Origin of the sequence: Pseudomonas sp. TH41 (assembly GCF_016650695.1) — a bacterium.
Taxonomy (GTDB): domain Bacteria; phylum Pseudomonadota; class Gammaproteobacteria; order Pseudomonadales; family Pseudomonadaceae; genus Aquipseudomonas.
The window spans coordinates 687,831-701,626 of sequence record NZ_JAEKFH010000005.1 but is presented as its reverse complement, the minus strand read 5'-3'; the positions used below and the strand labels follow the sequence as shown (position 1 = coordinate 701,626).

Here is a 13,796-nt window from a genome sequence, read left to right as displayed (position 1 = left end):
GCAAATGAGTGGCAACTTCCTCGCTCTGGCACAGCCGGGCGTGCAACAACTTTCGCCTTACGTTCCGGGCAAACCCGTGGACGAACTGGCTCGCGAGCTGAACATTGATCCGGCCAGCATCGTCAAACTGGCGAGCAACGAAAACCCGTTGGGCGCGAGCCCCAAGGCGTTGGCGGCCATTCATGAAGCGTTGGCCGAATTGACCCGTTATCCAGACGGCAACGGTTTCGCGCTGAAAACCTTGCTGGCCGAACAGTGCCGTGTCGAACTGAATCAGGTGACGTTGGGCAACGGTTCCAACGACATTCTGGAGCTGGTCGCGCGCGCCTATCTGGCGCCAGGTCTGAACGCCGTGTTCAGCGAGCACGCGTTCGCGGTCTACCCGATCGCGACCCAGGCCGTTGGCGCCCAGGCCAAAGTGATCCCGGCCAAAGACTGGGGCCATGACCTGCCGGCCATGTTGGCCGCGATCGATGCCGATACGCGTGTGGTGTTCATCGCCAACCCGAACAACCCGACCGGAACCTGGTTCGGCGCCGAGGCGCTGGATGAGTTCCTGCAGGACGTACCAGAGCACGTGCTGGTGGTGCTGGACGAAGCGTACATCGAGTACGCCGAAGGCAGTGACCTGCCCGATGGTCTGGATTTCCTGGCGGCGTACCCGAACCTGCTCGTCTCGCGAACCTTCTCCAAGGCTTACGGGCTGGCGGCGTTGCGGGTCGGTTATGGCTTGTCCACTGCCGTGGTCGCGGATGTGCTGAACCGTGTGCGTCAGCCGTTCAACGTTAACAGCCTGGCCCTGGCGGCCGCGTGCGCGGCATTGCAAGACGCCGAGTACCTGGCTGAAAGCCGTCGCCTGAACGAATCCGGCATGCAGCAACTGGAAGCGGGTTTTCGCGAACTGGGGTTGAGCTGGATTCCGTCCAAGGGCAACTTCATCTGTGTGGATGTGGGGCGCGTTGCGGCTCCGATCTTCCAGGGCTTGCTGCGCGAAGGCGTGATCGTGCGTCCGGTGGCCAACTACGGCATGCCGAACCACCTGCGCGTCACCATCGGTTTGCCGGCTGAAAACAGCCGCTTCCTTGAGGCGCTGACCAAGGTTCTGGCTCGTGGTTGATGTTACTGCACCTTCTGCGGAACCTATGGTCGGGCGCCTCGTGGTGGTCGGTCTTGGGTTGATCGGCGGTTCGTTTGCCAAAGGCTTGCGTGAAAGTGGCCTGTGCCGCGAAGTGGTCGGGGTTGACCTCGATCCACAGTCGCGCAAGCTCGCGGTTGAGTTGGGTGTGGTGGATCGCTGCGAAGAAGACCTGGCCGTTGCTTGCCAAGGGGCTGATGTGATTCAGCTCGCCGTACCGATCCTTGCCATGGAAAAAATGCTCGGCCGCTTGTCCAGCATGGACCTGGGGCAGGCCATTCTTACTGACGTCGGCAGCGCCAAAGGCAATGTGGTGCGTGCGGCAACCGAAGCGTTTGGCGGCATGCCGTCGCGTTTCGTGCCCGGACACCCGATTGCCGGTTCCGAGCAGAGCGGGGTGGAAGCCTCCAACGCCGAGCTGTTCCGTCGTCATAAAGTGATCCTGACGCCGCTGGATCAAACCGATCCGGCCGCCTTGGCAGTGGTCGACCGCTTGTGGCGCGAATTGGGCGCCGATGTCGAGCACATGCAGGTGGAGCGTCACGACGAAGTGCTGGCGGCGACCAGCCATTTGCCGCATTTGCTGGCGTTCGGTTTGGTCGATTCGTTGGCCAAGCGCAATGAAAATCTTGAGATCTTCCGTTACGCTGCGGGCGGTTTCCGCGATTTCACAAGAATCGCCGGGAGCGACCCGGTCATGTGGCACGACATCTTCCTCGCCAACCGCGAAGCTGTCCTGCGCACACTCGATACATTTCGCAGCGACCTCGACGCCTTGCGCGACGCGGTCGATGCAGGGGATGGGCACCAATTGTTGGGCGTATTCACTCGCGCCCGGGTTGCCCGCGAGCATTTCAGTAAAATCCTGGCCCGCCGGGCCTATGTGGACGCTATGAACTCCAACGACCTGATTTTCCTGGCACAACCTGGTGGCCGCCTGACTGGGCGGATTCGTGTACCGGGCGATAAATCGATTTCCCACCGTTCGATCATGCTCGGCTCCCTGGCCGAGGGTGTCACCGAGGTGGAAGGTTTCCTTGAGGGCGAAGATGCCCTGGCGACCCTGCAAGCTTTCCGCGACATGGGGGTGGTGATCGAAGGTCCGCACCACGGTCGCGTGACCATTTACGGTGTCGGCCTGCATGGCCTGAAACCTGCGCCGGGCCCGATCTATCTGGGCAACTCCGGCACGTCGATGCGTCTGCTGTCTGGCCTGTTGGCTGCGCAGGACTTCGACAGCACCCTGACCGGCGACGCTTCGCTGTCCAAGCGTCCGATGAATCGCGTGGCCAATCCGCTGCGTGAAATGGGTGCGGTGATCGAGACTGCGGCGGAAGGTCGTCCACCGATGACCATTCGTGGCGGCAACAAACTCAAAGGCCTGACCTACACCATGCCGATGGCCAGCGCCCAGGTTAAATCCTGCCTGCTGCTGGCGGGTCTGTACGCTGAAGGCAAGACGACCGTCACCGAGCCCGCGCCGACTCGCGATCACACCGAGCGCATGCTGCGTGGCTTCGGCTACCCGGTGACCGTCAACGGTGCTACGGCTTCGGTCGAGTCCGGCCACAAGCTGACCGCCACCCACATTGAAGTGCCGGGTGACATCTCGTCGTCGGCATTTTTCCTGGTGGCCGCGTCGATTGCCGAAGGTTCGGAGCTGGTGCTCGAGCACGTCGGCATCAACCCGACCCGTACCGGCGTGATCGATATTCTGCGTCTGATGGGCGCTGATATCACCCTGGAAAACCAGCGTGAAGTCGGCGGCGAGCCGGTTGCTGATTTGCGCGTACGCGCAGCTAAACTCAAAGGTATCGAGATTCCGGAAGAGTTGGTTCCGCTGGCTATCGACGAATTCCCGGTGCTGTTCGTGGCAGCGGCGTGTGCCGAAGGGCGCACCATTCTGCGTGGTGCCGAAGAGTTGCGAGTCAAGGAGTCGGACCGCATCCAGGTCATGGCCGATGGCTTGCTCGCGCTGGGCGTCAAATGTGAACCAACCCCGGACGGCATCATTATCGATGGCGGCCTGATCGGCGGCGGCGAAGTGCATGGTCACGGCGACCACCGGATTGCCATGGCATTCAGCGTTGCTTCGCTGCGCGCCACTGCACCGATCCGCATCCATGATTGCGCCAACGTCGCGACGTCGTTCCCCAACTTCCTCGCGCTGTGCGCGCAGGTCGGTATTCGCGTTGCTCAAGAGGCACAGTCGTGATCAGCAAGCCACCGGTTATCACCATCGACGGCCCAAGCGGGTCGGGTAAAGGCACTATTGCCGGGATTCTGGCCAAGCGCCTGGGCTGGTGCCTGCTGGATTCCGGTGCGCTGTACCGTCTGCTGGCGTTCGCCGCGCGCAATCATGGCGTCGATCTGACCAATGAAGAGTCGTTGAAGTTGCTGGCCGCTCATCTGGATGTGCAGTTCGTCGGAGCGACCGAAGGTCATCCGCAGCGAATCATCCTCGAAGGTGACGATGTCACCGACGATTTGCGTAACGAACAGGTGGGTGCCTGGGCCTCGCAAGTGGCCGCTTTGCCGGCGGTGCGCGATGCACTGCTACAGCGCCAGCGGGCATTTCAGGAGGCGCCGGGCCTGGTGGCCGATGGTCGCGACATGGGGACCGTGGTTTTCCCGGATGCCCCGCTGAAGATATTCCTCACTGCCAGTGCCGAGGAGCGTGCGCGCCGTCGATACTTGCAGTTGAAGGGCAAAGTCGATGGTGTTAGTCTGTCGAGTCTGCTAGATGAGATACGTGTCCGCGATGAGCGTGACACCCAGCGAGCGGTAGCCCCGCTCAAGCCGGCGGCTGACGCCATACAGCTGGATTCCACGGAATTATCCATCGATCAGGTGCTGGAACGCATCATGAGCGAGATCGCCATTCGCGATATCGCCGGGTGACCAAGAAGGCCGCGGGGGACCAGTCATAGTCCCGCAGCGCTTCTTTTAAATGAAACTAACCCACACCGTCTGGGGTGTGGAGATGGGCGTATTCTTCGCCCTCATCAACAGGAATTAAAATGAGCGAAAGCTTTGCGGAACTCTTTGAAGAAAGCCTAAAAACCCTGAACCTTCAGGCAGGCTCCATCATCACCGGTGTTATCGTTGATATCGATTACCAAGCTCGCTGGGTAACCGTTCACGCTGGCCTGAAGTCTGAAGCACTCATCCCGCTTGAGCAGTTCTACAACGACGCTGGCGACCTGACTATCAACGTCGGTGACGAAGTTCACGTTGCTCTGGACTCGGTTGAAGACGGCTTTGGTGAAACCAAGCTGTCCCGTGAAAAAGCCAAGCGCGCTGAATGCTGGATTGTTCTGGAAGCAGCCTTCGCAGCCGAAGAAGTGGTCAAGGGCGTTATCAACGGTAAGGTTAAAGGCGGCTTCACTGTCGACGTTAACGGCATCCGTGCGTTCCTGCCAGGTTCTCTGGTTGACGTCCGTCCTGTGCGCGATACTACGCACCTGGAAGGCAAAGAGCTGGAATTCAAGGTCATCAAGCTCGACCAGAAACGCAACAACGTTGTCGTTTCCCGTCGCAGTGTCCTCGAAGCCGAGAACTCCGCCGAGCGTGAAGCTCTGCTGGAATCCCTGCAGGAAGGTCAACAAGTCAAAGGTATCGTCAAAAACCTCACCGATTACGGCGCATTCGTCGATCTGGGTGGCGTCGATGGCCTGCTGCACATTACCGACATGGCTTGGAAGCGTATCAAGCATCCTTCCGAAATCGTCAACGTTGGCGACGAGATCGATGTCAAGGTTCTGAAGTACGATCGCGAACGCAATCGTGTTTCCCTGGGCCTCAAGCAACTGGGCGAAGATCCATGGGTTGCTATCAAAGCCCGTTACCCAGAAAGCACTCGCGTTACCGCTCGTGTAACCAACCTGACCGACTACGGCTGCTTCGCTGAGCTGGAAGAGGGCGTTGAAGGCCTGGTACACGTTTCCGAAATGGACTGGACCAACAAGAACATCCACCCTTCGAAAGTCGTACAAGTCGGCGACGAAGTGGAAGTTATGGTTCTGGACATCGACGAAGAGCGTCGTCGTATCTCCCTCGGCATCAAGCAGTGCAAATCTAACCCATGGGAAGATTTCTCTGGCCAGTTCAACAAGGGCGATAAAATCTCCGGCACCATCAAGTCGATCACCGATTTCGGTATCTTCATTGGTCTGGACGGCGGCATCGACGGTCTGGTTCACCTGTCCGACATCTCCTGGAACGAAGTGGGCGAAGAAGCCGTTCGCCGCTTCAAGAAGGGCGACGAGCTGGACACCGTTATCCTGTCGGTTGACCCAGAGCGCGAGCGTATCTCCCTGGGTATCAAGCAACTGGAAAGCGATCCGTTCTCCGAGTACGTTCAAGAGAACGACAAAGGCGCAATCGTTAAAGGCATCGTGAAAGAAGTTGACGCTAAAGGCGCCATCATCACTCTGGCCGACGATATCGAAGCGACTCTGAAAGCCTCCGAAATCAGCCGTGACCGCGTTGAAGACGCGCGCAACGTGCTGAAAGAAGGCGAAGAAGTAGAAGCCAAGATCATCAGCGTTGACCGTAAGAGCCGCGTAATCCAGCTCTCGATCAAGTCGAAAGACGTTGAAGACGAGAAAGAAGCAATCCAGAGCCTGCGCGACAAGCCAGCGACTTCGGAACCTGCTGCTGGTCCTACCACTCTGGGCGACCTGTTGCGTGCACAGATGGAAAAACAGAACTAAGTTCTGTCAGACCATGAAAAAGGGCGACTTCGGTCGCCCTTTTTTGTGCCTGGAATTTGGCGAGCCTGACGGCCACGCAGCCGCTATGGCGTTTGGCTATGAAACCAACGGGCCTCACACGATGTCTCTTTCTTTAATCGGATCAATCGCTTATTTGCAGCTAGTCTTTAGCCTGAAGCGAACGACAGTCGGGCGGGGTGCCTGGTATAGGGAAGTGAATGAACAAACTCATTGTCGCGATAGCAGTACTGACATTGGCGGGGTGTGCCACCAGCGCCAAGACTCACGCGGTGCGTGGGGTCAGCGGCATCGAGATTGATTGTTCAGGGTTGGGGTCCGGATGGGAGAAGTGTCAAAAGAGGGCCGCCAAGGAGTGCAAGGGCGCAGGTTACAAGGTCGTGGCAAGGTCCGATGATGCCAAAGATGAGGATGAATTCCCCTTTGGTTTCAATCCGGCGGGCTATCTGACACGCACCATGCTGGTTATCTGTAGATGAGTGCACAAGGCAGAATCGGTGTTCCACTGGTCTGATATCGAACGTCTCATGGTTGATAAAGATATGTCGGAAGTCAGGCTGTTCAAATTCATCCGGGCGTGCTAAAACCTTTGAAGCGCTGATCTAGCTGCTTGAAAAAGAAGGGAAAAATATGACGAAGTCGGAGTTGATCGAACGAATTGTCACCCATCAAGGGCTGCTCTCATCAAAGGATGTGGAGCTGGCCATCAAGACCATGCTCGAACAAATGTCCCAATGTCTGGCCACCGGTGATCGCATCGAAATCCGTGGTTTCGGCAGCTTCTCACTGCACTACCGCGCGCCGCGCGTAGGTCGCAATCCAAAAACCGGTCAGTCTGTCAGCCTCGACGGCAAGTTCGTACCGCATTTCAAGCCAGGCAAAGAACTGCGTGATCGTGTGAACGAGGACGAGGAGGAAGGGTTTTGACGATCGTCGCCATTCAAGGAGCCGCTTATGCGTAACTTCAAGCGCATACTGCTAGCGGTGTTCGTACTGCTGCTGGTTTTGGTGATCCTGGCATTTGTCCTCGAGAATCAGCAATCGGTGTCCTTGCTGTTCCTGGGTTGGGCAGGGCCGCAGCTACCGGTATCACTGGTCACTGTGATCGCGCTGTTGATTGGCATGGTGATCGGACCGATTCTCGGCTGGTTTCTGGGGCGTTCGTCCAGAGCTTCGCGCAAGCGCCTTGTCTGATGCCGACAAAGATGGCGAAGGACGGCTAAGCTTTGGCCACTGTTTGTCTATATCCGTTAGTAAAACGGTCATTAAGCTGTAAAATGCTGCGCTTGTACGATGGGGCATATTCCCACATTAGTTATAAACTGACTCTGTCAGAAGCCTCAATTGACTCGATGGCTTTTGCATTCATGGATTAGACAGCGCTCGGTTGACGGCCCTGTCAGCAGCTCAGGGGTAAGGTTTCGCGTGAAAATTCTAGTAACCGGCGGCGCAGGATTTATCGGCTCGGCAGTCATTCGTCATATCATCTCCTTCACTACCGACTCTATCGTTAACGTCGACAAGCTAACTTACGCCGGTAACCTTGAATCATTAGCGGAAGTTAGCCAGAATTCGCGTTATGTGTTCGAACGTGTTGATATCTGCGACCGTGACCAGGTTGATCGTGTCCTGCGTGAACACCAACCGGATGCCATTATGCACCTGGCTGCAGAGTCTCACGTTGACCGCTCAATCTCCGGTCCGTCTGAATTCATCCAGACCAACATCATTGGCACTTACACCCTGCTGGAAGCCGCCCGCCACTATTGGGCGGCACTGGATGATGCGCGCAAAGCCAACTTCCGTTTTCACCATATTTCGACTGACGAAGTTTACGGAGACCTCGAAGGTCCGGAAGACCTGTTCACCGAAACCACGCCATATCAGCCAAGTTCGCCATACTCGGCCAGCAAGGCCAGCTCCGATCACCTGGTTCGCGCCTGGGCTCGTACTTATGGTTTGCCGACGCTCGTCACTAACTGCTCGAACAACTATGGCCCTTGCCACTTCCCAGAGAAGTTGATCCCGCTGATCATTCTCAATGCACTGGAAGGCAAACCGCTGCCGGTCTATGGCAGGGGTAATCAGGTGCGTGACTGGTTGTACGTCGAAGACCACGCTCGCGCGCTGTACAAAGTCGTGACCGAAGGCGTTATCGGCGAGACGTACAACATCGGTGGTCATAACGAAAAGCAAAACATTGAAGTGGTGCATACCCTTTGCGCGCTGCTCGACGAACTGCGTCCAGACTCCGCTCATCGTCCACATGCCAGCCTGATCACTTACGTTCAGGATCGCCCAGGTCACGACCAGCGTTACGCAATCGATGCCAGCAAAATCCAGCGGGAACTGGGTTGGACTCCGGCAGAAACCTTTGAAACCGGTATCCGCAAGACTGTCGAGTGGTACCTCAACAACACTGAATGGGTTGCCCATGTGAAGAGCGGTAGCTATCAGCAGTGGATCGACCAGAACTACGCAGATCGCTCGAGTAAGGTATGAAAATCCTTCTGCTGGGAAAAAACGGCCAGGTAGGCTGGGAGCTGCAACGCTCTCTTGCGCCACTTGGCGAGTTAATCGCTCTTGACCGCAATACGGTAAATGGGCTGTCCGGTGACCTCTCCGATCTTGAGGCGTTGCGCGCAACGATTCGGCAGATAAAGCCAGACGTCATTGTTAATGCTGCTGCTTACAACGCCGTTGATAAAGCAGAGTCCGAACCCGAGTTGGCCCATCTCTTAAATAGTGAGGCTATTCAGGTAATGGCCGAAGAGGCGCGGGGTCTCGGAGCTTGGCTGATTCATTATTCAACAGACTACGTCTTTAGTGGACAGGGGCAATCCCCATGGCGGGAAACTGATGCTCCGGCTCCGTTAAATAGCTATGGCGTGAGTAAACTGGCCGGCGAGCGGGCGATTCAGGCGTCAGGCTGCAAGTACTTGATCTTTCGTACTAGCTGGGTCTATAGCGTTCGCGGTCAAAATTTTGCCAGGACAATGCTGCGCCTGGCCAAAGAGCGTGAAACCCTGAACGTCATAGCTGACCAGATCGGTGCTCCGACAGGGGCCGACCTGATCGCTGATGTAACGGCTTTGGCGCTTCATCGGATCATTGATCAGCCAGAGTTGTCAGGCCTGTATCACTTGGCAGCCGGCGGTGAAGTGTCCTGGCACGACTATGCCCGTGATGTGATTGGTTTCGCCAGGACTGCTGGCGAAGAACTAGCCGTCTCGACGCTCAACCCAATCGATACGACCGCTTATCCAGCACCTGCACGCCGCCCTCTGAATTCGCGGTTGAATACTCAGAAGCTGCGTGACACCTTTTCTCTACACTTGCCGGATTGGCAAAGTGGTGTAATCCGAATGCTTAGGGAAGTTTTGAATAAATGACCACAACCAATCGCAAAGGCATCATCCTCGCTGGTGGTTCGGGTACGCGCCTGCATCCGTTGACCCTCGGTGTGTCCAAGCAGATGCTGCCGATCTACGATAAGCCGATGATCTTTTATCCGCTGTCGGTACTGATGCTTGCGGGAATGCGAGAAATCCTGATCATCTCCACCCCGGAGGATTTGCCTTGTTTCCGGAAATTGCTGGGGGATGGAAGTCTGTATGGCATCGAGCTTACCTATGCCGAACAACCTAGTCCGGATGGTTTGGCGCAAGCCTTCATCATTGGTGAAGAGTTTATCGGCAAGGACCCTTGCTGTCTGATCCTGGGCGACAACATCTTCTATGGCCAGTGTTTCTCGGACAACTTGCGCTCCGCGAACAACCAAGAGCATGGCGCGACTGTATTCGGCTATCACGTATCTGATCCTGAGCGTTTCGGTGTGGTGGAATTCGACGCTACCGGTCGGGCGCTTAGCATCGAAGAGAAGCCGGAGAAGCCCAAATCCAACTACGTGGTGACTGGCCTATACTTCTACGACAACAAGGTCGTCGAGATCGCCAAGAGCATCAGGCCGTCTGCACGCGGGGAGTTGGAAATCACCGATGTAAACCGTGCCTATCTTGAGAGGGATGAGTTGAACGTCGAAATCCTCGGCCGCGGTTTCGCATGGCTGGACACTGGAACTCATGATTCGCTGCTTGAGGCTAGCCACTTCGTGCACACAATCGAGAAGCGTCAGGGGTTGAAAGTTGCTTGTCTGGAAGAGATTGCTTACAACAGTGGGTGGATATCTGCAGCTGAGCTGGCGGCGCAGGCAGATCGTCTTGGAAAGACTGGCTATGGGCAATACTTGAAAAAACTTCTGAATACGCCTGAACGCTGAGATTTGATCAATATTTGGTCTTGAGGTTGTTTTGACGGCTTGCAATTGAAATCCTGGTACTACCTGTAGAGTGGCTGGCAGAATTATCTGATTATTGCCGCTGACCGAAAACTGACTCAGCAAAGGCTGTTCAGCCGACTGAAAACGGACCCAGGTGTTCAACTGCTTCTTCTCAATCTTTGAGCAGGAGAACACGGGGTGATCAGCATGGAAATGATGGGCGCAATTCTGCACATATATTTCCCCGACAAGCTGTCGCTGCATCAAATAGCCAAGCGTACCGGGCTGTCGAGAAACACCATCCGAAAATGGGTCAGAGCGACCGAAGCAACTCAGCCGGCGTACCAACGGTGCGCAGCCTTCAACAAACTCAGTCCATTTCACGACGCGCTGAAGCAGGCGCTCAAGGCCGATTTTCGGGCAAAGTACAGTCGCAGAAGCGCCAAAGCACTCTTTGAGTAGATCAAGGTCGAGGGTTACGACGGCGGCTACAGCCAGCTCACAGCGTTTGTACGGCGGTGGACGCTGAGCACTGCCTGATCTTGCATCATGAGGTCACTCAGGATGACGACGACCGACGTCAGTTGGAACCGATGGCCAAGGCGGCTAAAGAACAGCTGCAGCAAGAACAATTAACGGTGACTACTGGTACCGGTTACTCCAATGGCCAGCTATTTCAGGCGTGTGCTTCGGCGAGATGAAAAGCCAACAACCCATCGTCCATCGGTGATGCTATTTCCAAGGGGCAGCGGTCCCCGGCGTGTTGTGGCAATGCCTGTGATAGTGGCGCTGATTGAGCTGGCCCGCGGGCTTGGTTTACGATTGCGAAAAAAACAGAAAAGCTGCGTTTGGTTTTCTGATATTTGGCCGATATTTAAGCGGCATCGATTTTATTTTGGTGGTAAGCTTAGTAGAGAAGGTATGTTTTACATGCGATTTAATAGACAGCGAAGTTTCAACAGATAGGCTGTATTTGACTTGGGTGCCGAAAATATTATTTATCGAACATTCACTATAAAATAACAAAGGTTGTACTGAATATGGCGGAAAGTTCCAAAAATACGCAGGAAGCGGATGAAATTGATCTATTTGAATTAGTTGGTATTTTGTGGTCGCAAAAACTATTAATAGTCAGCGTTACTTTAGTTTTCACCCTCTTGGCAGCGGTCTATGCATTTGTCACAAAGCCGGAATATGAAGCGCGGATTTTCCTGCAGCCTCCTACGCTCAACGGCATCGCTGACTTCAACTATGGCCGTACTAAAGGTGCCGAGCTAACACCTTATACGATTAAAGACGTCTACGACGTTTTTGCCCGCAACCTTCAAAGCGAATCGCTGCGCCGAGCTTTCTTTGCTGAGATTTACCTTCCTTCGTTGTCAGAGTCCGAGCGAGCGGGATCGCAAGATGCCCTATATGCCGAGTATTTGAAGAAGTTGACGATCGGAGTTCCTAGCAAAGATCAACCGGATCGCTATTCAGTTAGTGTAGATAGTGAAAGCCCCGCGCAGGCCACAGCTTGGGTTAAAGCATTTGCAGCTAGGGCGGGTGCCGCAGCCGAAGATGAGATGATAAAAAACGTCACGCGGGAAGCAGAAGTAAGAGCCCGTAACCTGGGGCAGCAGATCTCGACATTACAGGAAGTAGAAGGCAAGATTCGCGAAGACTCTATCACCCAGTTGCGCGAGGCGCTGAAGGTTGCGCGGGCAATCGATCTCGTTGATCCCCCAATCATTTCAGGCAACGTGTCTGCCGAATTCTCCGCGGCAATGAACGGTCAGTTAACGTATATGCGCGGAACTAAGGCGCTTGAAGCTGAAATCAAAAACCTTGAGGAGCGTAAATCGGATGATCCCTTCATAGATTCTCTACGGACCTTGCAAATCAAACAGAGCTTTTATAAGGATTTGCAGGTTAGTCCAGATAGCGTGTCGGTTTACCGCCTCGATGGGGCAGTCGAGCAACCGGACCGTCCTATCAAACCCAAAAGGGGAATTATCATCGGTTTGGGTTTTGTTTTAGGCGTGCTGCTGGGTTCATTGATTGCCTTTGCTCGCTATTTCGTAAGGGCGAAAGCCGTCAAGGCGTAGCAATATTGCCTATACTCGCTTAGAGATGGTCTGAAGTAGTCATGTATTTCTGGCTGACTTCAGGCCCCGCCGATTTTGAAAGCGGCAAATCGATCAAAAACTATCAATTCACTCGCTCATTTCTATGTTTTTGGCCGCCGCGAGCACGGCGCGGCAGCCACTTCCCACATTACAGGCGAACCTCTCCCGCATTCGTCAGTAAATGTCGGCGGGCCATCCACGGATTCGACAGAGAGAACAGAGTTATCATCTGCGTCGTATTCTTGGCCAGGTCACGGAAGCGCACTTTCACATAACCAAGCTGACGCTTGATCACTCTGAACGGGGGGCTCGACCTTCGCCCGTACCTGTGCCTTGGCTTTCTCGATCATGCGGATAGCTTTGTACAAGACACTGCGTTTTCCATGTTTCTTGTAGGTACTGCGCCGGGTCGCGATCTGCCAGATGATCTGGCGACCGTCATGCTCAGGACGCTTCTCGATCCCGGTGTAACCAGCATTGGCACACACCACGTTCTCCTCGTCGTGCAGCAGTTTGTCGACCTGTGTAACGTTCGTAACATTGGCCGCCGTGGCCACTACGCTGTGCACCAGTCCCGACTCATCGTCGACACCAGTGTGGGCTTTCGCGCCGAAGTAATGCTAGTTTCCATTCTTGGTCTGGTGCATTTCCGGGTCGCGCTTGCCATCCTTGTTCTTGGTCGAACTCGGCGCGTTAATCAGCGTGGAATCTACGATAGTGCCCTGGCGCAACAACAGACCGCGATCCCCGGATAGCCATTGATCACCGCCAGAACTTCAACCGCCAACTGGTGTTCTCCAGCAAACGACGGCGCGACTGCTGATGCCATGGGGCCTTGGCGCTTGTTGCAGTTGGGTGAGCGACGCAGCTTGTTGATGGACGGTGGCATGGGCTACCAGGAGTAGGGCATTACCCTGCGCATGACTCTCTCGGTTGATCTGGAATCTTTGGATACGCCGTTCCAGGTGAGCCAAAAATCTCCAAAGCGGGTAAATGCACTGGTGTTGGCAAATTTCCATGGCGATTTGCATGACGATCGCAGCATGCGCCAATTGAAACGCCAAGCAGTAATTAACAGTACAGGGGCGAGCAACGGAACGTTCCGACACTCAGCCTTGGTCAAAACCCATGAATGGCTTTCCGAAATCCAAGATACGCTCCATCGCGAGACGGTGCAGAGCGGCCCAGGCGAGCGACGATCGGAAGCAAAATATTGAAGATCGATCGCGACCGCTTATCGACAATTGGTTGGCTTCAGTTATCCGTCATCTTGAAATCGCTCCCGGATAATCGAATCTAAAACCTGTAGGGAGCTGGACGGGTTTTGGAGTGCCGAATCCAACGGCCGTCTTAATGCTTTTCAGTGCCGCGATTTGCTAGGTGGGCCGGTCAGAACTGGATTCTGAGCATTATTCAATTCTCGTTCATGTAATCGCAATGAGTGATTACTCAGCCCGCACGGATCAGCAGGATTTGGTAGAATTCGACATTACATGGCCAAGATTTGGCGGGTGCACAGGGTTTCAGGTGGCGAGCGT

Annotated in this window: 12 protein-coding genes and 3 pseudogenes; 14 read left to right on the top strand and 1 reads right to left on the bottom strand. The window is 55.2% G+C overall.

Annotated features, from left to right (window positions below):
• Nucleotides 1–4: 4 nt before the first annotated feature.
• The 13 genes and pseudogenes from hisC to JFU37_RS21625 all read left to right on the top strand — a co-directional run bounded on the left by hisC (nt 5) and on the right by JFU37_RS21625 (nt 12,237).
• Nucleotides 5–1,117 (top strand): histidinol-phosphate transaminase, encoded by a 1,113-nt coding sequence (hisC, locus tag JFU37_RS21685; RefSeq protein WP_201118502.1) that lies wholly within the window; start codon nt 5–7, stop codon nt 1,115–1,117.
• A 25-nt stretch (nt 1,118–1,142) separates the two neighbouring features.
• Nucleotides 1,143–3,350, top strand: a complete 2,208-nt coding sequence (locus JFU37_RS21680) for a bifunctional prephenate dehydrogenase/3-phosphoshikimate 1-carboxyvinyltransferase (RefSeq protein ID WP_201119498.1) — start codon at nt 1,143–1,145, stop codon at nt 3,348–3,350.
• Entirely contained in the window at nt 3,347–4,036 is a 690-nt protein-coding gene (gene cmk, locus JFU37_RS21675; RefSeq protein WP_201118500.1) for a (d)CMP kinase, read from the top strand. The genes JFU37_RS21680 and cmk overlap by 4 nt, the downstream gene beginning before the upstream one ends.
• Before the next feature lie 119 nt (nt 4,037–4,155).
• Nucleotides 4,156–5,850: a 30S ribosomal protein S1 gene (rpsA, locus tag JFU37_RS21670; protein ID WP_201118498.1), complete on the top strand. Its 1,695-nt coding sequence runs from the start codon at nt 4,156–4,158 to the stop codon at nt 5,848–5,850.
• Between the two features lie 218 nt (nt 5,851–6,068).
• On the top strand, nt 6,069–6,347 hold the full coding sequence (locus JFU37_RS21665) for a hypothetical protein (protein WP_201118495.1): 279 nt from the start codon (nt 6,069–6,071) through the stop codon (nt 6,345–6,347).
• Between the two features lie 151 nt (nt 6,348–6,498).
• Nucleotides 6,499–6,795: an integration host factor subunit beta gene (gene ihfB, locus JFU37_RS21660; protein ID WP_002554561.1), complete on the top strand. Its 297-nt coding sequence runs from the start codon at nt 6,499–6,501 to the stop codon at nt 6,793–6,795.
• A gap of 27 nt (nt 6,796–6,822) precedes the next feature.
• The gene (locus tag JFU37_RS21655) at nt 6,823–7,062 is read left to right on the top strand and encodes a LapA family protein (protein ID WP_201118492.1); all 240 of its coding nucleotides are present in this window, start codon (nt 6,823–6,825) and stop codon (nt 7,060–7,062) included.
• Nucleotides 7,063–7,293: 231 nt separating this feature from the next.
• Nucleotides 7,294–8,370, top strand: coding sequence for a dTDP-glucose 4,6-dehydratase (rfbB, locus tag JFU37_RS21650; RefSeq protein WP_201118489.1), 1,077 nt, complete (start codon nt 7,294–7,296; stop codon nt 8,368–8,370).
• Nucleotides 8,367–9,260: a dTDP-4-dehydrorhamnose reductase gene (gene rfbD / locus JFU37_RS21645; protein WP_201118486.1), complete on the top strand. Its 894-nt coding sequence runs from the start codon at nt 8,367–8,369 to the stop codon at nt 9,258–9,260. Before rfbB ends, rfbD begins: the two co-directional genes overlap by 4 nt.
• Nucleotides 9,257–10,147 (top strand): glucose-1-phosphate thymidylyltransferase RfbA, encoded by an 891-nt coding sequence (gene rfbA, locus JFU37_RS21640; protein ID WP_201118483.1) that lies wholly within the window; start codon nt 9,257–9,259, stop codon nt 10,145–10,147. Before rfbD ends, rfbA begins: the two co-directional genes overlap by 4 nt.
• A 216-nt stretch (nt 10,148–10,363) precedes the next feature.
• Nucleotides 10,364–10,669, top strand: a pseudogene (locus tag JFU37_RS21635) (helix-turn-helix domain-containing protein); the annotation flags it as partial.
• A pseudogene (locus JFU37_RS21630) lies at nt 10,645–10,842 on the top strand (IS5/IS1182 family transposase); the annotation flags it as partial. The pseudogenes JFU37_RS21635 and JFU37_RS21630, both read left to right, overlap by 25 nt.
• A gap of 345 nt (nt 10,843–11,187) precedes the next feature.
• Entirely contained in the window at nt 11,188–12,237 is a 1,050-nt protein-coding gene (locus JFU37_RS21625) for an LPS O-antigen chain length determinant protein WzzB (protein WP_201118479.1), read from the top strand.
• A gap of 169 nt (nt 12,238–12,406) precedes the next feature.
• Here the strand turns inward: JFU37_RS21625 and JFU37_RS21620 are convergent.
• Nucleotides 12,407–13,054: pseudogene (locus JFU37_RS21620) on the bottom strand (IS5 family transposase); the annotation flags it as partial.
• 124 nt (nt 13,055–13,178) lie between these two features.
• On the opposite strand from JFU37_RS21620, the gene JFU37_RS21615 reads away from it, so the two are divergent.
• Nucleotides 13,179–13,475, top strand: a complete 297-nt coding sequence (locus JFU37_RS21615) for a hypothetical protein (RefSeq protein WP_201118476.1) — start codon at nt 13,179–13,181, stop codon at nt 13,473–13,475.
• Nucleotides 13,476–13,796 lie beyond the last annotated feature (321 nt).